Source organism: Pseudomonas sp. PME37.24/006, from assembly GCF_055556635.1.
The window spans coordinates 519085-537911 of sequence record NZ_JBVHNL010000004.1 but is presented as its reverse complement, the minus strand read 5'-3'; the positions used below and the strand labels follow the sequence as shown (position 1 = coordinate 537911).

Annotated in this window: 15 protein-coding genes; 11 read left to right on the top strand and 4 right to left on the bottom strand. The window is 62.5% G+C overall.

Translation table 11 applies throughout. From position 1 onward, the window contains the following. Window positions 1–41: 41 nt before the first annotated feature. The 3 genes from ACZ3GY_RS18570 (at window position 42) to ACZ3GY_RS18560 (ending at window position 3750) form a co-directional block, all read left to right on the top strand. A complete protein-coding gene (locus ACZ3GY_RS18570) occupies window positions 42–566 on the top strand; it encodes a dihydrofolate reductase (protein WP_465911846.1) in 525 nt (174 codons plus the stop codon). Window positions 567–645: 79 nt separating this feature from the next. Further along, window positions 646–1290, top strand: coding sequence for a YitT family protein (locus ACZ3GY_RS18565; protein ID WP_465911487.1), 645 nt, complete (start codon window positions 646–648; stop codon window positions 1288–1290). A 348-nt stretch (window positions 1291–1638) separates the two neighbouring features. After that, a complete protein-coding gene (locus ACZ3GY_RS18560; RefSeq protein ID WP_465911845.1) occupies window positions 1639–3750 on the top strand; it encodes a TonB-dependent siderophore receptor in 2112 nt (703 codons plus the stop codon). 237 nt (window positions 3751–3987) lie between these two features. Here ACZ3GY_RS18560 and ACZ3GY_RS18555 read toward each other — a convergent pair whose 3' ends face one another. Further along, window positions 3988–5358: a uracil-xanthine permease family protein gene (locus ACZ3GY_RS18555; protein ID WP_465911486.1), complete on the bottom strand. Its 1371-nt coding sequence runs from the start codon at window positions 5356–5358 to the stop codon at window positions 3988–3990. A 359-nt stretch (window positions 5359–5717) separates the two neighbouring features. On the opposite strand from ACZ3GY_RS18555, the gene tauA reads away from it, so the two are divergent. From tauA to tauD, 4 genes are all read left to right on the top strand, one after another. Then, window positions 5718–6701 (top strand): taurine ABC transporter substrate-binding protein, encoded by a 984-nt coding sequence (gene tauA, locus ACZ3GY_RS18550; RefSeq protein ID WP_465911485.1) that lies wholly within the window; start codon window positions 5718–5720, stop codon window positions 6699–6701. Window positions 6702–6770: 69 nt separating this feature from the next. Then, window positions 6771–7559 (top strand): taurine ABC transporter ATP-binding protein, encoded by a 789-nt coding sequence (locus ACZ3GY_RS18545; RefSeq protein WP_465911484.1) that lies wholly within the window; start codon window positions 6771–6773, stop codon window positions 7557–7559. Beyond that, window positions 7549–8364 carry a taurine ABC transporter permease TauC gene (gene tauC / locus ACZ3GY_RS18540; protein ID WP_465911482.1) on the top strand — a complete coding sequence of 272 codons (816 nt, stop codon included), beginning with the start codon at window positions 7549–7551 and terminating at the stop codon, window positions 8362–8364. The genes ACZ3GY_RS18545 and tauC overlap by 11 nt, the downstream gene beginning before the upstream one ends. Window positions 8365–8395: 31 nt before the next feature. Further along, entirely contained in the window at window positions 8396–9244 is an 849-nt protein-coding gene (gene tauD / locus ACZ3GY_RS18535) for a taurine dioxygenase (RefSeq protein ID WP_465911480.1), read from the top strand. A 96-nt stretch (window positions 9245–9340) separates the two neighbouring features. Here tauD and ACZ3GY_RS18530 read toward each other — a convergent pair whose 3' ends face one another. From ACZ3GY_RS18530 to ACZ3GY_RS18520, 3 genes are all read right to left on the bottom strand, one after another. Beyond that, window positions 9341–11824 (bottom strand): TonB-dependent siderophore receptor, encoded by a 2484-nt coding sequence (locus tag ACZ3GY_RS18530; protein WP_465911479.1) that lies wholly within the window; start codon window positions 11822–11824, stop codon window positions 9341–9343. 200 nt (window positions 11825–12024) lie between these two features. Next, a complete protein-coding gene (locus tag ACZ3GY_RS18525) occupies window positions 12025–12984 on the bottom strand; it encodes a FecR domain-containing protein (RefSeq protein ID WP_465911478.1) in 960 nt (319 codons plus the stop codon). Next, the gene (locus ACZ3GY_RS18520) at window positions 12981–13496 is read right to left on the bottom strand and encodes a sigma-70 family RNA polymerase sigma factor (RefSeq protein WP_465911477.1); all 516 of its coding nucleotides are present in this window, start codon (window positions 13494–13496) and stop codon (window positions 12981–12983) included. The genes ACZ3GY_RS18525 and ACZ3GY_RS18520 overlap by 4 nt, the downstream gene beginning before the upstream one ends. A 245-nt stretch (window positions 13497–13741) precedes the next feature. Here ACZ3GY_RS18520 and ACZ3GY_RS18515 point away from each other — a divergent pair, with 245 nt between their 5' ends. The 4 genes from ACZ3GY_RS18515 to ACZ3GY_RS18500 all read left to right on the top strand — a co-directional run bounded on the left by ACZ3GY_RS18515 (window position 13742) and on the right by ACZ3GY_RS18500 (window position 18777). After that, window positions 13742–16720, top strand: coding sequence for an HD domain-containing phosphohydrolase (locus ACZ3GY_RS18515; protein ID WP_465911476.1), 2979 nt, complete (start codon window positions 13742–13744; stop codon window positions 16718–16720). A gap of 350 nt (window positions 16721–17070) precedes the next feature. Continuing rightward, window positions 17071–17286: a dodecin gene (locus ACZ3GY_RS18510; protein WP_042553536.1), complete on the top strand. Its 216-nt coding sequence runs from the start codon at window positions 17071–17073 to the stop codon at window positions 17284–17286. A 113-nt stretch (window positions 17287–17399) separates the two neighbouring features. Further along, the gene (locus tag ACZ3GY_RS18505; protein WP_225837301.1) at window positions 17400–17621 is read left to right on the top strand and encodes a DUF1161 domain-containing protein; all 222 of its coding nucleotides are present in this window, start codon (window positions 17400–17402) and stop codon (window positions 17619–17621) included. A 160-nt stretch (window positions 17622–17781) separates the two neighbouring features. Further along, window positions 17782–18777, top strand: coding sequence for an LLM class flavin-dependent oxidoreductase (locus ACZ3GY_RS18500; RefSeq protein WP_465911474.1), 996 nt, complete (start codon window positions 17782–17784; stop codon window positions 18775–18777). The last annotated feature ends 50 nt before the right edge of the window (window positions 18778–18827 follow it).

The window sequence follows — 18827 nt, the reverse complement described above, 5'->3', positions numbered from 1 at the left end:
GACAGTGCAGCAAGTCATGCGGCGTGATGCGGCCCTCTGCTATGCTCGCCGCCATGACGACTCGACTCCCTCTCTGCCTGATCGCCGCCCTCGCGGAAAACCGCGTGATCGGCCGCGACAACCAATTGCCCTGGCACCTGCCGGCCGACCTCAAGCACTTCAAGGCCAAGACTCTTGGCAAGCCGATCATCATGGGTCGCAAGACCTGGGATTCTCTCGGCCGTCCGCTGCCCGGGCGGCTCAATCTGGTGGTTAGCCGCCAGTCCGGCCTCGAGCTGGAAGGCGCCGAGGTCTTCGCGACCGTCGCGGCCGCTCATCTGCGGGCCGAGGCCTGGGCTCGCGAGCAGGGCGTCGACGAAGTGATGCTGATCGGCGGCGCCCAGCTGTACGAGCAGGCGCTAACCATTGCCGACCGCCTGTACCTGACCCGCGTGGCGTTGCAGCCCGAGGGCGACGCCTGGTTCCCGGCGCTCGATGAGGCGCAGTGGCGGCGCACGGAGCACGACGACCAGCCGGCTACCGATACAGCGCCCGCACACAGTTACGAGACCTGGACTCGCCTCTAGTCCGCCCCCTTATACATTCTGATTCGCCACCCTGATCCGGTGGCGTTTTACCGTGTGCGCCCCGAGAGACAGTAACGCCATGAACCACACCCCTGACGCCGGCGAGCGAGAGACGATTGCCGATTTCTTCGTTCGTCATCCGCTCTGGGAAGATGCCCTGGCGCTCGTCCTCGGCACCGCCATGGTTGCCCTGGGCATCACCCTCTACAGCCATGCGGGCCTGTTGACTGGTGGCACGGTGGGGCTGGCCTTTCTAATCAAGTACCTGGCCGGCTGGCCGTTTGGCGCGGTGTTCTTTCTGCTCAACGTGCCATTTTACGTGCTGGCGATCTGGCGCATGGGCTGGGCGTTCACCTTGCGTACGATCTGTGCGGTCGGCCTGGTTTCAGTGCTGGCCGAGCTGACGCCGCACTGGATCACTTTCGCGGCGCTCAACGAGTTGTACGCCGCGCTGTTCGGCGGTTTCGCCATGGGCCTGGGGTTGCTGATGCTGTTCCGTCACCGCGCCAGCCTAGGCGGTGTGAACATCCTCGCACTGTATCTGCAGGAGCGCTTCGGGTTGCGCGCTGGCGCCATACAGATGGGCGTGGACGCTGCCATCGTGCTGGCCTCGATCTTCGTCGTCGCCCCGGAAAAGGTCGCACTTTCGGTACTCGGTGCCGTGGCACTGAACATGGTGCTGGCCATCAATCACCGCGCCGGCCGTTACATGGGCGTGAGCTGACAGGCGACTCGCTACACTCAGTTGCTCCTGAGTATCGACCCTTGCGCAGGTACCCTCTTGTCAGGCTGCCAACTGCCGCGCGGCGCGATGCCGTTCGCCCATTTTCTGAGAGCGGGCCCTTGCTGTCAGGGGTTGTCGTGGGCGGAAATTGGTGTCGCCATATATGGTAATAAGATTTAAGGAGTTAATGAGAAGTGATATCGTCTTGACGTCTGCGTATCACTCAACTCAAAACAACAGGAGACTCCTATGAATCCCCATGCCATGGCGGGCGCCGGCTGTGCCCGGCGTCCGCTTCCCTGCGCCCCCAGCCTGCTGGCTGTCGCTATCACCCTGGCTGGCCTCGCGATGCCGCTGATGGCCCACGCGCAACAGGCTGCACAGGGCGATAGTGGCAGCACCGTGGTACTGGAACCTCAGGACGGCGCCCTCGAACTGGATGCCACCTCGGTTACCAGCAACCAGCTCGGTACCATCACCGAGGAATCCCAGTCCTACACGCCGGGTTCCATCGCCACTGCGACTCGCCTGGTACTGACGCCGCGCGAAACGCCGCAGTCGATCAGCGTGATCACCCGCAAGCACATGGATGATTTCGGGCTCACCAGTATCGATGACGTTATGCGCCATACGCCGGGTGTCAGCATCGTCACCTATGACACCGAGCGTACCGAGTACTACGCCCGTGGTTTTGCGATCGACAACTTCCAGTACGACGGCATTCCGATGTCGCGGGACTCTGCCTACTCGGCAGGCAATACCTTGAGCGACATGGCGATCTATGACCGTATCGAAGTGCTCAAGGGCGCTACCGGCCTGTTGACGGGGAGCGGTGATCCGGGTGCGACCATCAATCTGATTCGCAAGAAACCAACCCACGAATTCTCAGGACATCTCTCCGCTGGCATCGGATCGTGGGACGATTACCGCACCGAGATCGATGTAGGTGGCCCGCTGACCCCTACTGGCAACGTGCGCGGTCGGGCAGTCGCTGCCTACCAGGACAAGCATTCGTTCCAGGACAACTATGAGCGCAAGACCAACGTCTATTACGGCATTCTGGAGTTCGACCTGAGCGAAGACACGCTGCTCAGCGTCGGGGCCGACTATCAGGACAACAAGCCGGAAGGGTCGAGCTGGGGATCGATGCCGATCTTCGATAGCAATGGCAACTTCAACAAGGTTTCTCGCTCTTTCAATCCGGGCACCAACTGGAGTGGCTGGGAGCAATACACCCGCACCGTATTTGCCACGCTGGAGCACAACTTTGCCAATGGCTGGCTGGCCAAGATGCAGCTCAACCACCAGATCAATGGCTATGACGCGACCCTGGGATCTGCCAGTGCGGGTAATCCCAACCCGGCGGACGGTTCTGGTGCTCGCCAGTGGCAGGGCAAGTACGTTGGCGAGACGAAAGCGGATGCGGCCGATGGCTACGTGAGCGGCTCGTACCAATTGTTTGGCCGCGAGCATGAGCTGGTCGTGGGAGGCAGCATCGCGCGCCGCAAGACGGATCGTGATGGCTATGCCTTCTTCGGCCCGGATGTCGATGACTTCTACAACTGGAATGGCGATGTCCCCGAGCCGGATTGGGGAGCGCCGACCAACGACAAGGATACGATTCGTGAGAACGGCCTCTATACGACTTCGCGCTTCAATCTGCAGGATGATCTGAAACTCATCCTCGGTGCGCGCCTGGCCAATTATCGGGGCGAAGACACCAAGAAGAGCGGTGTCGTCGTGCCTTACGCAGGGCTGATCTATGACCTGACGGACACTATCTCGGCCTACACCAGCTACACCACGATCTTCAAACCGCAGAGCAGCCGCGACCGGCAGGATAGAACCCTCGAGCCGCAAGAAGGTGACAACTACGAGATCGGCCTGAAGGGCGAGTTCTACGATGGCCGCCTGAATGCCAGCCTGGCCTACTTCGAAATCCACCAGGACAACCGTCCTGAGGCCGATGGATTCATCAACGGCACGGCAGAGCAGGCTTTCCGCGCCGTTCAGGGTGTGAAGACCAAGGGCTACGAGGCCGAAGTCTCGGGTGAGCTCACGCCGGGTTGGCAGCTGCAGGCCGGGTACTCGCACAAGATCGCTCGTGTCGACGGCGAGAAACTTTCCACCGTCGAACCGGAAGATCAATTCAGCGTTTACACCACCTATAACCTCAAGGGGCAGTTCGAGCCATTGACCGTTGGCGGCGGTGCGCGCTGGCAGAGCAGAAGCTGGGGCTCGGTGTGGAACGCGCCTCGGTCTCGCAATGAGGACTTTGGCCAGAGCGCCTACTGGCTACTGGACGTGATGGCCAAGTATCAGGTAACCGATAACCTGTCCGCGACCCTGAACGTCAACAACCTGCTGGACAAGAAGTACCTGACCATCATGGACTTCTACAGCGTTTACTCCTGGGGCGAACCGCGCAACGTCATGCTGACCACGCGCTACGAATTCTAAGTCGCCTGTCAGGTACGAAGAGGGCCGCTTATGCGGCCCTCTTCATTGGTTCTTGGAGTTGTAAGTACCGCGCCCCGAGGTCGGGGCTCCTACGCGTCTGGAGGTCTACACGCTTTTGTAGGAGCCGCGACCCCGCGGCGAATGGTGCAAACAACACCGATACCAGGCTGCTGCTGCAATTAGTTCGCGCCGGGGGCGACGCTCCTACAGGTCACGGTCACGGTCATGGGATTGGCGTCAGGCTTGCTCGCCCTTGGCCGGGCTTTCCGGCAGGAACCAGTTGAGCAGCAAGGCGCAGATGCCGCCGGTGGCCACGCCGGATTCGAGTACGTTGCGCAGCGCCGCAGGCATATGGGCGAGGAACTCCGGTACCTGCGACACGCCAAGGCCGAGGGCCAGGGACACGGCGATGATCAGCAGCGCGCGGCGATCCAGATCGATACCCGCCAGAATGTTGATGCCCGAGGCCGCCACGGCGCCGAACATCACCATAGCCGCACCGCCGAGCACCGGCTCCGGTACCGCCTGGATGACCCCGGCCACTGCCGGAAACAGGCCGAGAATCACCAGCATCAGGGCGATCCACACGCCGATGTGGCGGCTGGCGATACCGGTCAGCTGAATCACGCCGTTGTTCTGGGCGAAGATCGAGCTGGGGAAAGTGTTGAACACGCCCGCCAGCAGCGAATTGACGCCGTTGACCAGCACGCCGCCCTTGATTCGCTGCATCCACAGCGGGCCTTCGACGGGCTGCTTGGACACCTTGCTGGTGGCGGTCACGTCACCGATGGCCTCCAGCGAGGTCACCAGGTAGATCACCAGCATCGGGATGAACAGGCTCCAGGAAAAGCCGAGGCCGAAGTGCAGCGGCGTCGGCACCTGGAACAGCTCGGCCTGGTGCATGCCGGTGAAATCCAGGCGACCCAGGTAACCGGCCAGGGCGTAGCCGACCAGCAGGGCGATGACGATTGCGCAGCTGCGCATCCACACTACGGGAATGCGGTTGAGCACCACGATCACGGCCAGCACCGCGCCGGACAGCATCAGGTTCTCGCCATTGGCGAAGGTGCCATTGGCCATGGCGCCGTAGCCGCCACCCATGCTGATCAAGCCGACCTTGATCAGCGTCAGGCCGATCATCAGCACCACGATGCCGGTGACCAGCGGAGTAATCAGTTTCTTCACGAACGGCAGGATGCGCGAGATGCCGATCTCGACGAACGAGCCGGCGATCACCACGCCGAAGATCGCCGCCATCACCGCTTCGACTGGCGTGCCCTGTTTGACCATCAGCGCGCCGCCGGCAATCAGTGGGCCGACGAAGTTGAAGCTGGTGCCCTGCACCACCAGCAGCCCTGCACCCAGCGGGCCAAAGCGACGGCATTGCACGTAGGTGGCGATACCGGAGATCACCAGGCTCATGGAAACGATCAAGTTGGTGTCACGGGCCGACACGCCCAGGGCCTGGCAGATCAGCAGACCGGGCGTGACGATCGGCACGATGATCGCCAGTAGATGCTGCAGGGCGGCGAGGATCGCCACCAGCGGGCGCGGGCGGTCTTCGAGGCCGTAGATCAGTTCGTCACGCTTCGGGTCGGCTGGTTGCATGGTGGTCGCTGCCTGGAAAAACGGCGGATTCTACGGGTTGGCCGAGGCAATGCCCATGGGGATGGATGACCGCGCCGTTTTGCCACCTGACAATCTCTTGCAGGCGGGGCTGCCTTGCGATGACGCGTTTCGCTTCAGGGCTTCGAGGCATGGCGCATGGCTTGCGCTTCAGGCGCCGTTTCACGCGGTTTAGGGCGCGCGCCGCTCTATCTCGCGGCGCTTCAAACCTGCTCTAAGCTAAGCGTTAAATGTTATTGGTTTTCTATTTCTTATAACCATAAATTCTCCTCCATCAGCGCCATGGTGGCGCTTCGGCAGCTGGGATCAACCGCAGCGGTGCCACTTGCGAGGAGTCGAACGTGAAACAGACCATCAAAGCCCTGCTGCTCGCTGTCGCCGCGGCAACCGCTGTACCGGCCCATGCCGCCGACATCGTGATCGGTTATCAGACCGGTGTGGATCCGTCCAAGGTCGCGCAGGCTGACGGTGCCTACGAAAAAGCCATCGGCGAGAAGCTCGACTGGCGCCGTTTCAACTCCGGTGCCGATGTGGTGACGGCGCTGGCTTCCGGTGACGTACAGATCGGTAACCTTGGTTCCAGCCCCCTGGCCGCCGCCACTTCGCGCAAACTGCCGCTGGTGACCTTCCTGGTCGCTGCCGAAATCAATGCTGCCGAGGCGCTGGTCGTACGCAACGGCAGTGGCATCGACAGCCCCGAGCAACTGGTCGGCAAGACCATCGCCACACCCTTCGTGTCCACCTCCCACTACAGCCTGCTTGGCGCTCTGAAGCACTGGAACATCGACACCAGCAAGGTGAAGATCGTCAACCTCAACCCGGCCGAAATCAATGCGGCGTGGAAGCGTGGTGACATCGACGGTGCCTTCGTCTGGTCGCCTGCACTGGGTGAAATCAAACGCAGCGGCAAGGTGCTGACCGATGCGGCTGAGGTCGGTAAATGGGGCGCGCCGACGTTCGAGGTCTGGGTCGCGCGCAAGGATTTCGCCGACAAGCACCCTGAAGTGCTGGCCAAGTTCGCTGGCGTGACCCTCGATGCCTTCGCCGACTACCAGGCCAACGTCGCCACGTGGACGGCCGACTCCGAACAGGCGGGCAAGATCGCCAAACTGATCGGTGCCAACGCTGCCGACATCCCAGAACTGCTCGCCGGATCCGCTTACCCGACTGCTCAGCAGCAAGTCAGTAGCGACCTGCTGGGTGGAGGTACTGCCAAGGCGATTGCCCGCACCGCCGAGTTCCTCAAGGAACAGAAACGCATTCCCGCTGTGCTGCCTGACTACTCGCCCTACGTAAGTGCTGAGTACGTCCGCCAGGCGCAGTGAAACCAGAGCTACGTTCAAGCCACGTTTCGCCCCTCTCCGGAGGGGCTTTTTTACTTTGAGGAGTCGACCATGAGCCGACTGAGCGCCGAGCGGGTCAGCTTGAGCTTCAAGCGTCGCGGTCATTCGCAGGTCATCTTGGATAATTTCGATCTGCAGATCGAAAAGGGCGAGTCCGTGGTCGTGCTCGGCCCGTCGGGCTGCGGCAAGTCCAGCCTGCTCAACGTGCTGGCCGGCTTTCAGCCACCTGGCAGCGGCCGCGTGCATATCGATGGCCGCACCCTCGAAGGCCCGGGCGGCGATCGCGGTGTGGTGTTTCAGGATGACGCGCTGATGCCCTGGCTCGATGCCCTCGACAACGTTGCCTTGGGGCTGCGCCTGCGCGGCCTGAGCAAAGAGCAACGTCACGCCCGGGCACTTGAGGTGCTCGAACTGGTCGGTCTGGCCAGCCATGCTCATCACCAGATTTCCGAACTGTCGGGCGGTCAGCGTCAGCGCCTTGGGCTGGCGAGGGCGCTGGCGGTCGATCCGGACTTTCTGCTGCTCGACGAACCCTTCGGTGCCCTCGATGCGCTGACCCGCGAGCGCATGCAGTTGCTGCTGCTCGACGTCTGGAAGCGCACCGGCAAGGGCCTGTTCCTGATCACCCACAGTGTCGACGAGGCGCTGTTTCTCGCCACCGACCTGATCGTGCTGGACGGCCCGCCTGCCCGTGCGGTGATTCGTCGGCAACTGCCGTTCGCTCGCCGTTACATCGCCGGTGAGCCGGTGCGTTCGATCAAGAGCGATCCGGCCTTCGCCGAGCTGCGCCAGGAGCTGCTCGATCTCTTCCTTCAGGAGTCCGCCGACCATGCCTTCTGATGCGCTGAAAAGCACCCTGAACGACCGCAGCCGCCGTTTCGTGATCCGCTTCGACCGTAGCCGGGCGGCAGCCTTCGGTACCTTGGCGGCGTTGGCGAGCCTGTGGTGGCTGGCAACGCACCTTGGCTGGGTCGACACCATCTTCCTGCCTGCCCCCGAACAACTGCTGGTGGCCCTCAAGGGGCTGCTGCAGGACGGTTATCTGGATGCCACGCTGTGGCAGCACCTGAGTACCAGCCTGGGGCGCGTGCTGGTCGCGCTGTTGGCTGCGGTCGTCACGGCCATCCCGCTGGGAGTCGCCATGGGCTTGAACCCGACGCTCAACGCCGCGCTCGACCCGCTGGTGGAGTTCTATCGACCTATCCCGCCGCTGGCCTACCTGCCGTTGATGGTGATCTGGTTCGGCATCGGCGAGCTGTCCAAGGTGCTGCTCATCTACATGGCGCTGTTCGCGCCGCTGCTGATCGCCACCGTGGGCGGCGTGCGCAGGGTCGACAAGGCACGTATCCAGGCGGTGCGCTGCCTGGGTGCCAGCCGCTTGCAGGTGGTGCGCCACGTGATCCTGCCCAGCGCGCTGCCGGACATCCTCACCGGCCTGCGCATCGCCCTGGGTGTCGGTTGGTCGACGCTGGTCGCTGCGGAGCTGATCGCAGCCAATCAGGGCCTGGGCTTCATGGTGCAGTCTGCCGCGCAGTTCCTTGCCACCGACGTGGTGGTGGTCGGCATCCTGTTGATCGCCAGCATCGCCTTGACCATCGAACTCGGTTTGCGCGCGCTGCAAAAGCGCTTCGCCTCTTGGAACTGACGGCTGAACGGGACTGAATAGAGAAAGACCTATGACCATCGTATTCGAACGTATCGGCCAGGCCCTCGGCGCGCGTGTTACCGGTGTCGACCTGAGCCGCCCGCTGGATGCCGAAAGCTACGCCAGCTTGCGCCAGGGGCTGCTTGAGCATCAGGTGCTGTTTCTGCGTGATCAATTGCTGACGCCGCGCCAACAGCGCGATGCGGCAGCCATGTTCGGTGATCTGCATATCCACCCGATCTATCCGAAGATCGAAGACCAGCCGGAAGTCCTCGTCCTCGATACCGAGCTCAATGACCTGCGCGACAACGCCCTGTGGCACTCGGACGTGTCCTTCATCCAGTCGCCGCCGCTGGGCTCGCTGCTCAGTGCACGGCACGTCCCGGCTCATGGCGGCGACACGCTGTGGGCCAGTTGCTCGGCCGCCTACGAGGGATTGTCCGCACCGATCCGGCAACTGCTCGACGGCCTGACCGCCGTGCACGACCTGACTCTGTCGTTTCCCCTGGAGCGTTTTGGCACTACGCCCGATGCACTGGAAAAATGGAACGCCGCTCGGGCGGCGAATCCGCCGGTCACGCACCCGGTGGTACGCGTGCACCCGGAAACCGGCCGCAAGGGGATTTTCGTCAGCGAGTCCTTCACCACCCGGATCGTCGAGTTGGAGCCGGGCGAAAGCGATGCACTGCTGAAGATGCTCTTCGCCCAGATCGCCAAACCGGAATTCAGCGTGCGCTGGCAATGGCGCCAGGGCGACCTGGCGTTCTGGGACAACCGCCTGACCCAGCACTACGCCTGCGACGACTACCGCCCGCAGCGGCGCATCATGCACCGCGCGACGATTCTCGGCGATCGGCCCTTCGGGCCGGGCCTCATCTGATGGTACCCACGCTCTGCGTGGGTACCCCAGCCTTAGACGCTCTGCGTCGTGTCTCTTAGCCGAACGAATGGGCGTGGGAACGACCAATCAACCGACCTAGAAGTCCGCTTTTACCGACAGCATGAAGTTGCGCGGCTCGCCATAGAAGTTGCCGAAACCTTCGGTGCCCACGGTGGCGTAGTAGCGTTTGTCGAAAAGGTTGTTGCCGTTGAGGGCCAGCGACCAGGTGTCATCGACGCGATAGCCGATGCGGCCGTTCCACACGGTGTAGCCAGCCTGGGAGATGTTGTTGCCGCTGATCGGTGAGGTCCGGTAATTGTCACTCTGGGCGTTGAAGCCGGCGCCGACTGTGAAGCGCTCCAGGGGCCCGCTGAGGCTGTAATCACCCCAGACGCGCAGCAGGTGCCGCGGCACGTACGAGTTGTAGGACACGCCGTTCTGGTCTGGGTTGGCATCCTCCAGCACCTTGGTCTGGGTGTAGGTGTAGCCGGCCAGCAGTTGCAGGCGGTCGATGACTTCACCGCTCAGCTCCGCCTCGAAGCCCTGGGCGCGCACCTTGCCGGAGTTCTGCGAACAGCTGCCGTCGGCACAGTTCGGGTCGGTCTGGGCCGCATCTTCCTGAATGGTGCGGAACAGGTTGAAGGCGCTGTTCAGACGACCCTCGAACCACTCGCCTTTGATGCCCAGCTCATAGCTTGTGCCGATCAGCGGTTTCAGGGTGCTGCCATCGATGGTCTTGAGGTTGCCCTGGGGCGTGAAGATATCGGTATAGCTGGCGTAGGCCGTCAGGTTGTCGTTGAGATCGAGCAGCAGGCCGGCGAATGGCGTGACCTGTCCGGTTTCGGTGGTCTCGGAATTGGCCGGGGTGCCGACGCCGCGAAAGTAGGCGACAGAGTCGGTTTCGGATTTGTACCAGCTGACGCGGCTGCCGACTACGAATGTCAGCGGCTCGGCCAGTTTCAGGCGCGCGGTTGAGTAGACGCCGTACTGCTTGATGCGGATGTCCAGCGGGCCGCCGCGCGAGGCGTTGGCCAGGTAGTAGCTTTCATCCGGTTGCGGTAGATGATGGTCAGGATCGAGCACGTTCTGACGTTGCGGCAGGGCCGCCACTGCGAAGAAATCGTCCTTGTGGGAGCGACTGGTGTTGGCACCAACGATCAGCTCGTGCTGCTGGCCAAAGGCGTCGAACTTGCCATCCACGTAGGCGTCGAGGCCGTAGTCCACCTGGTCGTAGTCATAGATGCTGCCAAGTACCAACGTGCTGGAACTGCTGGCGCCAACCGGCACCGAACCACTGGGAAAGGCGTACTCCATCTCCTGGGTGTTTCGCGACCAGACGCCCGCTACCTTCAGCGCCCAGTTGTCGTTGAGCGGGTGCTTCAGATCACCGAACAGCGTGGTGCGCTTGCTGCGCTGGCTGTTCCAGGATGGGTTCTGGCAAGTAGAACGGCTGAGCTTCAGGTCTTTGCCATCGGCGTAGCGCGGCACGCCGGCCCAGCAGGGTGTCGCATCGAGGTCTTCATAGGCGAGGCCCAGGCCGAAGGTGGTGTCGGCACTCAGGTCGAAATCCACGGCACCGTAGTAGATTTGATCCCGGCGCTCGGCGACGTCATAGAAGTAGTGGCGACTTTGCTGAGTTGCCACGGCCCGCCCGCGGATGGTGCCGGCTTCATTGAGCGGGCCTCCGGTGTCGACCTGGGCGCGGTAGTTGTCCCAGGTGCCCGCAGCGAGAGACAGTTGGGTATGTGGCGTGTACTGGCCGCGCTTGCGCACGAAATTGACGCCTCCCGCTGTACCGCCAGCGCCTTTCATCATGCCTGCGGCTCCGCGAAGTACTTCGACGCGGTCATAAATGGCCATGTCGCTGGCAAAACTGTCGGCCTGTGCGTAGCTGCTGCCAATATCCAGTGGCACGCCGTCGTACTGATACTGTCCGGTCATGCGGAAGCCGCGGGAGTAGAAGTACTTGCCGCCCATGGGTGAGTCGTACACGGTGATGCCTGGGGTCTTTTCCATGACCTGTTCGATGGTGTTGAGGTTCTGGTCGTCGAGCATCTTGCGGGTTATCACCGTGACCGATTGCGGCGTTTCCCGCAGCGAATGCTGACCCTTGCCGATGGTCACCGCACCCGTGGTGTAGGAGCCGCTGCCCTCGGTGGTGTCACCCAGACCACTGGCGTTGATACTGGTCGCGCCCAGCTCCAGTGAACCATCGCCTTCCTGCGACGCTTCCAGTGCGTAATTGTCTCCGGCCTTGAGCGGTCGCAAACCGGTACCGGCCAGCAACCGGGCCAGGCCGGTATCCACCGAGTAGCTGCCGTTTAGTCCAGGGCTGCGTTTGCCCGTGGTCAGCCGTGAATCCACCGAAAGCAGAATGTCGGCTTCGCTGGCGAAACGATTCAGCGCCTGGTCGAGATCTCCCGCGGGGATGGCATAGGTGCGGGTCTGTTCGGTGGCAGCTGATTGCGCCTGTACGCTGGCTACGATCAGCAAGGGGCTGGTGGCCAGCAGGCTGGTGAGCAGGACTCGGGTGATCGACAGGCTCAGTGTCGAGCGGTGGGATGTAGGCAGGTGCGGCATTCTGGATATCCTCTGAGAATGCGTCTTTATTGGGTTCAAGAGGTATCCCGAGCGAGCGGGTGAAACCGACAATGGGTTGTGGAAATTATTTGCTGATTGCTCTGACATCCACGTCCATCAGGTTCAGCAGTCGCCGATGGTTCGAGGCGCTGAGCGCCACACGTGGCATTCCCACGCGGAGCGTGAGGAACGAGCAGAGGTCAGCCTCTCGGCCGCACGGTCACCCAGTAGCGGGTGACGCGCTGTACTTGCACAGGCAGCGATTGCTGCAAGGCGGCGAGTACGCGGTCAGTGTCGGCCAGCGGAAATACGCCGGTCAGCGGCAGCTCGGCGACGGCCGGGTCGCAGCGCAGTACGCCGGGGCGATGGCGAGCCAGCTCGTCGAGGAATTGACCCAGGGGCATGCGTTCGGCGATCAGCCGGCCCTCGTTCCAGGCGATGGCATTGTTGTCTGCCTGGCCGATGGCCGTGGCCCGTTCGCTGTTGAACCAGCGCTGCTGGCCCGCCTGCAGGCGTGAGGGCGGCGTGTTACGCGGTCGCAGCTCCAGTTGGCCTTCGTAGAGTTCGACGCGGCTGCCGCCGTCGATTTCATACACCGAGAAGCGCGTGCCGAGTGCCTGGATTTCACCGGCGGCGGTCTCGACGATCAGTGGGCGGCGAGCGGCATCACGGCCGCTCTCCAGCAGTAGTTCGCCCTTGAGCAGCCGGATGCGTCGTTCCGTTTCGCTAAAGCGGACATTCACCGCGCTGTCGCTGTTCAGCGCCAGCCGGCTGCCATCGGCGAGGGTGCGCTGCAAGCGTTCGCCGGTGCCGCTGCGCAGGTCTGCCATGGCTTCGCGCCAAGGTAGCTGCGACTGGGCCAGGTATCCGCTACCGCCGGCCAGCAGCGCCAGGCCGAGCATCTTGAGGGTCTGCCGACGACGTGCGTCAGGCTGCTCGCGCAGCACGGCGCCAGCGGTGTGGGCGGGGACGCCAGCCAAGGTACCCTGCAAGCGCTCCAGGCGTTGCCAGGCGCGCTGGTGTTCGGGGTCGCAGGCCTGCCAGTCAGCGAAGCGCTGGCGTTGCTCGGCATCCAGTTCGCCGCCCCAGTGCAGCATCAACCAGTGGCTGGCCTGTTCGACGATGGCCGGCGGGATGGGTGCATCGCTGGCGCGCTTCATTCTGCGTAGAGCACCTGATAGCAGGCCGAGATGGCGCGCAGCATGTACTTCTGCACCGAGCTGACGCTGACCTGCAGGCGTTCCGCGATCTGTGGATAACTCAGGCCCTCGAACTGCGACAACAAGAAGGCTTCGCGCACCTTGGTGGGCATGGCGTCGAGCATCGCATCGATCTGCAGCAGAGTCTCGATGACCATGGCGCGGGTCTCCAGCGACGGCGACTCGGGTTCTGCAAGATGAGCGATGCTCTCGAGGTAAGCCCGTTCGATCCGCTGCCGGCGCCACTGGTCGATGATCAGGTTGCGTGCGATCTGGGTCAGGTAGGTGCGGCCTTCGTCGATGCTCGGCAGACGGCCGCTGAGCAGCAGACGCAGGAAGGTGTCCTGAGCGATATCCGCCGCCTGTTCGCGATCGCCCAGGCGTTTGCGCAGCCAGCCGTGCAGCCAGCCGTGATGATCACGGTAGAGCGTATCGACGCTTTGCAGCGTCGATGGGGTCGGAGCGCTGGACACCGAAACTCCCTTGGCGTGCGCCAGTGCGGATAAGAATTGATCGCAATTGTAGGCGGGCGGCTGCGCTTTGGGAACAGGATTGATCACACGTGGCTGGTGTTGGTTGCGGTGTGTGGCTTATACCCGCGTCAGCGAAGACGGCGTGGCAGGTGGCCGATTGTGGATTGCCGCCAGCTTCTGCATCGGCATGTATTACGCCTGCCTGCGACGCTTTTGGCCGCTATGCTTCAGGGCCAACAACCCGCATGTATCTGGGCAACTATGCGCTGCTGCACCTCCAAACCTCGCCGGGTTTGGCAGGCGCGTCGTGCTTCATCTCTCGACATGGACGGCAGGTAGCTATGGGCATCATCACGCGACTCACCATGCTGCGCCGGGCTGGCTTGCCGTTCAAAAGCGTGATTTCCATGATGGGAGTGGCCTGCATACTGACCGGCGCACTGATCGTGTATTTGGTGGGGCAGGCCGGAACTACCCAGGCCGTGCTGTCGATGACGACCACCAAGTTCCACGATGTCGGCAACCTCATGTCGGAACAGATGGGCCGCGTGCTCGAACCTGTGCAAGCCACGTTGCGCCAGGTCTCGTTCGACCCGCTCACCACGGACACTCAGGTCGATGAACGTCTGGCTCGGGCGTTTGTGCTGATCGAGGAGCTCAAAGCCAACCCGTTGGTGACGGCCCTCTACGTGGGTCATGCTTCGGGGGATTTTTTTCTGGCCCGACGTCTGGATGCTAGCGATGCCCAGCGGCGCTTCCTGCCCCCTGCAGATGCCGTCTACCTGATCCAGTCGATGTCGCACCCGGCTGGCGGCGCGCCGCTGGGCGAATTCATTTTCTACAACGCACAACTCGACATACTTGAGCGTCGCCCTCAGCCTGGCTACGCATTCGACCCACGAATGAGGCCTTGGTATCAGGCGGCCATGCAGGTCCCCGGCGTGCCCGCGCTGTCCCCGCCCTACGTGTTTTTTACCACTCAGCAGATCGGCCTGACGCTTAGCCAGACCAGCCGCTCCGGGGGCGCGGTGATTGGTATCGACGTAACGCTGAGCGACCTGGCCTCTTACTTGAACAACCTGAAGTTGACTCCAGGCACTGAACTGGCCCTGCTGGGAGCCGACAACCAGGTATTGGCTTACCCGGACATGTCCCGTGTCCTGATCCCCGGAGGCGATACATTCGACTTTCGCAAGATCGATGCCCTCGGCGCGCCGAGCCTGCTGCATCTGGTGAACACCCCGCAAGGCGGCTCGGACGCACAGGATTTCGACGCGGCCGGCCAGCGCTGGCTGGGCATGACGTTGCCCATCGCGACGTGGAAAAACCAAGGCATACGGCTGCTCATGTCAGCCCCCTATCAGGAGCTGACGCAGGACATCAGCCGGATGCAACGTCGCACGCTCCTCTACATCGTCATCGCGGTGCTCGCTTTCCTGCCGCTGGGCTGGTGGGGCGGCAGTTTGATCGGCCAGAGTCTGGACCGCTTAACTCGGCGCACACAGGCCATTAAGCGGTTCGACTTCAAGGCCCACGAGCATGCAGGCCCTGTGAGCGTGGTGCGCGAAGTGGCTGAGCTGTCCCGCGATATGGACGCCATGGCGGATACGATCAACTGCTTCCTGACGATCAGCCAACACCTGGCCACCGAGACCGACATGTCGCGCATGCTGCAAGCGGTGCTGCACGAGGTTGTGCATGCCACACAGTGTGTGTCAGGTGCGGTCTACCTGTACCAGGACGGCAGCATGCAGCGTAGCGCCCTCGAAGGTGAGCACTGCGCGCGGCTGCCCAGCCAGTTCCGCTACCTTGCAGCCCAGGCCCCGCGCGTGGCCCCCCAGCCCGGTGCGCCTCGGCTGGAGCAGGTGGACATGGAACTGCGCGACCGCAGCGGCCAGTTGCAGGGGCTGCTGGTGCTGGCGCACCAGGGCATGGCCACGCATGCCGACGAAGGTTTTTCGGTATTTATGGCTCAGCTGTCGGGCATGCTGGCCATCTCCATCGAAACGCGCCAACTGATCGATGCGCAAAAGACCTTGCTCGACGGCGTGGTACTGCTCATGGCCGATGCAGTCGATGCCAAGAGCCCCTACACCGGCGGCCACTGCCAGCGTGTGCCCGAGTTGGCGCTGCTGCTGGCAGACCAGATGAACCGCGAGACGGCTGGCCCCTACAGCGGTTTTTGCATGGATGCGGCGCAGCGCTATGAGTTCTACCTGGGCGCCTGGCTGCATGACTGCGGCAAGGTCACGTCGCCCGAGCACATCATCGACAAGGGTACCAAGTTAGAAACCATCTACAACCGCATTCACGAGGTGCGCACGCGCTTCGAGGTGCTGTGGCGTGACGCTGAAATTGCGCACCGCGACCGCCTGCTGGCGGGCCAGCCGATTGATGCATCGACCGCCACCCTGCAGGCCCGACACCGAGAACTGAGCGACGACTTCGCTTATGTGGCCCAATGCAACATCGGCGGTGAAATGTTGGCCGATACGGCCGTGGAACGTATCGAGCGTATCGGCGCCCAGGGCTGGGTGCGGCATTTCGATAACCGGTTGGGGCTGGCCATCGGCGAGTTGCGTCAATTGGAGGCCACACAGCCTGACGCGCCAGCCCTGCCGGTCATGGAGTCGCTGCTGTCCAACCGGCCCGAGCACGCGATTGCCTGGGGCACTGATAAGCCGCCTGTGGAAAAGCACGACCCAGCCAACCACTATGGTTTCGACATGCAACTGCCGCCGCATCGGCAAAACATGGGCGAGCTGCACAACCTGTCGATTCGGCGCGGTACGCTAACCGCCGAAGACCGCTTTCGCATCAACGACCATGTGGTGCAAACGTACATCATGCTGCGTAACCTGCCCTGGCCGCAGAACCTCGCGAAGGTGCCCGAGATCGCAGCCACTCACCATGAAAGACTCGACGGCAACGGCTACCCGCGCCGGCTAAGCGCCAGTGAGTTGACCACGGCCGACCGCATCATGACGCTGGCCGATGTGTTCGAAGCCCTGACCGCCGCCGACCGCCCGTATAAAGAGCCCAAGCGCCTGTCCGAATCGCTGCGCATCATGGCCCTGATGTGCAAAGACAACCACCTCGACGCTGCGCTGTTTCGCTACTTCCTGCACAGTGACATCTGGCGCGTTTTCGCACAGCGGCACATGCAACCCAGCCAGATAGACACCGTGGACATCGCGGCACTTGAAGCACTGCTGCCCGCATGAACAGACGCCAAGGTGTCACGCAGCCGCCATGATCCGGTTGCCTAGAGCCTGCTCACGATTTATCGGGAGCGCTGGATATAGTTAAGAACCGTGCAGCGCAAGACTGCCCCTGTGGCGACCTTCTTCAGCCTCGCGTGACAAGAGCCTGCGCAGTAGCAGCCGGCTTACCTGTGCGTTGACCCCCACGCGACTCGAGACGATCAGCCGAGAGCGTGAACAGGTTCTAGACGCATGCAATCGCCGTCACTGTGGCGTAACCGAAAGCCTGAACTTTGCCGCGCTCACCGGTGACTGAATACACAAGGGCCGCACCAATTGCCCATTTTTAGTTACCAGCCCTGGAGGCGGATATGTCAGATCATCACACCTACAAGAAGGTCGAGCTGGTTGGCTCGTCCTCGACCAGCATCGAAGATGCGATCAGCAATGCACTGGCCGAGGCCAGCAAGAGCATTCGTCATCTGGAGTGGTTCGAAATCACCGAAACCCGTGGTCACATCGCCGATGGCGCGGTGGCCCATTATCAGGTCACTCTGAAGGTCGGCTTCCGCGTCGCCAACAGCTGACCACGGGCATCAGCAGCCGCGTTTACTTGTCATAACGGCAATCTGCGGCTTTATTGAAACGGGCCACTTTTTGGCGCCCGGAGTAGTTCACTGGTAACGAGGGAGCGTTTGTGATGAGAAAAGTGTTGTTTGCAGTAGGCCTGATGGCCCTCGCTGGCTCGGCATTCGCAGCTAAAGATTGCGAAGAGCTGAAAGGTGAGATCGACGCCAAGATCCAAGCCAATGGCGTGGCGTCCTACACTCTGGAAGTGGTCGACAAAGGCAGCGTGACTGACCGTCAAGTGGTCGGCACCTGCGGTGGCGACACCAAGGAAATCGTCTACCAGCGCAACTGATGATGATGGTCGAAAGCCGGCTCGCAGCCTCTGCGATGCCGGCTTTTTACTGCCTGCGATTTGCCGCGAGGTGGTCTCAGCCCCTCTGTAGGCGTAGGATAAGACCTACTGTTTTACTCGGATAAAGCCTTGGCTTTATCCACAGCCAAGGTTTTTTCTCATGACTGCACTCGCGAAACTTCCCTTCTCCGTTCTCGACCTGGCGCCGATCCGCGACACCGGCAGCCCAGAGCAGGCGCTGCACAACTCTCTGGCGCTGGCCAGGCACGTCGAGTCGCTGGATTTCAAGCGTTTCTGGGTCGCCGAACATCACAACATGGACGGTATCGCCAGCTCCGCGACTGCTGTACTGCTTGGCTATCTGGCCGCCGGAACCTCGCGTATCCGCCTGGGCTCCGGTGGGGTGATGCTGCCCAACCACGCGCCGCTGGTGATCGCCGAACAGTTCGGTACCCTCGCAACCCTGTATCCGGGGCGCATCGAACTGGGCCTTGGGCGTGCGCCGGGCGCCGACCAGTTCACCGCTCAGGCCTTGCGCCGCGAGCGCTCCGGCAGTGCCGACGATTTCCCTCAGGACGTTGCCGAACTGCAGCGCTACCTCGGCCCGCGCACGCCGGATCAACGAGTCCTTGCCGTACCGGGCACCGGTACCAACGTACCGATCTGGCTGCTTGGTTCCAGCCTGTTCAGTGCCCAGTTGGCTGGCGAGCGTGGTTTGCCTTACGCCTTCGCCTCGCACTTCGCGCCACGCTATGTGCACGAGGCCATTCGGGTATACCGCAATGCCTTCAAACCGTCCGAGACGCTCGACAAACCCTATGTGATGCTCGGCGTGCCGTTGATGGCAGCCGATACCGACGAGCAGGCCCAGCACCTAGCTACGTCCGCCTACCAGCGCATTCTCTCGCTGATCCGTGGCCAGAGCCTGGTGCAGCGTCCGCCGGTGGAGTCGATGGAAGGCCTGTGGCTGCCCCACGAGCGCGATGCCGTCGGCAGCTTCCTGGGCATGGCGGTAATCGGCGGCCCGCAGAAGATCCGTGCGCGTCTGGAGGTCTTGCTGGAGCAGACCCAGGCCGACGAGCTGATCTTCACCTGCGACCACTACGACTTCGCCGACCGCCTGCACGCCTTCGATATTCTCGCCGGTCTGCGCTGATCGCCTGATTGGCTGCCTGGTCAAAAAACTCGAACTTGCCGGGCTGCTGT

What these genes read in the sequence shown, in the direction of transcription:
- ACZ3GY_RS18570 (WP_465911846.1), top strand. Translation starts at nt 42, where the DNA reads ATGCTCGCCGCCATGACGACTCGACTCCCTCTCTGCCTGATCGCCGCC.
- ACZ3GY_RS18565 (WP_465911487.1), top strand. Translation starts at nt 646, where the DNA reads ATGAACCACACCCCTGACGCCGGCGAGCGAGAGACGATTGCCGATTTC.
- ACZ3GY_RS18560 (WP_465911845.1), top strand. Translation starts at nt 1,639, where the DNA reads ATGCCGCTGATGGCCCACGCGCAACAGGCTGCACAGGGCGATAGTGGC.
- ACZ3GY_RS18555 (WP_465911486.1), bottom strand. Translation starts at nt 5,358, where the DNA reads ATGCAACCAGCCGACCCGAAGCGTGACGAACTGATCTACGGCCTCGAA.
- ACZ3GY_RS18545 (WP_465911484.1), top strand. Translation starts at nt 6,771, where the DNA reads ATGAGCCGACTGAGCGCCGAGCGGGTCAGCTTGAGCTTCAAGCGTCGC.
- tauC (WP_465911482.1), top strand. Translation starts at nt 7,549, where the DNA reads ATGCCTTCTGATGCGCTGAAAAGCACCCTGAACGACCGCAGCCGCCGT.
- tauD (WP_465911480.1), top strand. Translation starts at nt 8,396, where the DNA reads ATGACCATCGTATTCGAACGTATCGGCCAGGCCCTCGGCGCGCGTGTT.
- ACZ3GY_RS18530 (WP_465911479.1), bottom strand. Translation starts at nt 11,824, where the DNA reads ATGCCGCACCTGCCTACATCCCACCGCTCGACACTGAGCCTGTCGATC.
- ACZ3GY_RS18525 (WP_465911478.1), bottom strand. Translation starts at nt 12,984, where the DNA reads ATGAAGCGCGCCAGCGATGCACCCATCCCGCCGGCCATCGTCGAACAG.
- ACZ3GY_RS18515 (WP_465911476.1), top strand. Translation starts at nt 13,742, where the DNA reads ATGTATCTGGGCAACTATGCGCTGCTGCACCTCCAAACCTCGCCGGGT.
- ACZ3GY_RS18510 (WP_042553536.1), top strand. Translation starts at nt 17,071, where the DNA reads ATGTCAGATCATCACACCTACAAGAAGGTCGAGCTGGTTGGCTCGTCC.
- ACZ3GY_RS18505 (WP_225837301.1), top strand. Translation starts at nt 17,400, where the DNA reads ATGAGAAAAGTGTTGTTTGCAGTAGGCCTGATGGCCCTCGCTGGCTCG.
- ACZ3GY_RS18500 (WP_465911474.1), top strand. Translation starts at nt 17,782, where the DNA reads ATGACTGCACTCGCGAAACTTCCCTTCTCCGTTCTCGACCTGGCGCCG.